A 303-nucleotide genomic window follows, 5' to 3' on the forward strand; every position below is an offset into this window, starting at 1 on the left:
GGTACAAGCTGCAGGCTGAGAGCGGCAATGGTAATACTCCCGGCCCAGCTGGCCCGGTCAGACCGGGTCATGATGAATAAGCACCTCGGCACGGGGGAAACGCGCCAGAATCGCCGCCTCGACCTGATCACCAATGGCATGGGCACGGTTCAGTGTCTGGTCGCCATCCATATCCAGATGAAATTGGATAAACTGCACGGCACCGGCCTGACGGGTTTTCATATCATGAAAACCACGCACGCCATCAACGCCCTTGATCAACTGATGCAACTCCGTCTCTTCTGCTTCTGGCATGGCCTGATC

1 protein-coding gene is annotated in these 303 nt (G+C 56.8%); it reads right to left on the bottom strand.

Annotated features, from left to right (window positions below; all coding sequences use genetic code 11):
* Positions 1-57: 57 nt before the first annotated feature.
* Positions 58-303 (bottom strand): cation transporter dimerization domain-containing protein (locus Q4563_RS18620; RefSeq protein WP_303605567.1); only part of this gene is annotated, 246 nt, incomplete at its 5' end.

It is taken from the genome of Gilvimarinus sp. 1_MG-2023 (genome assembly GCF_030548285.1).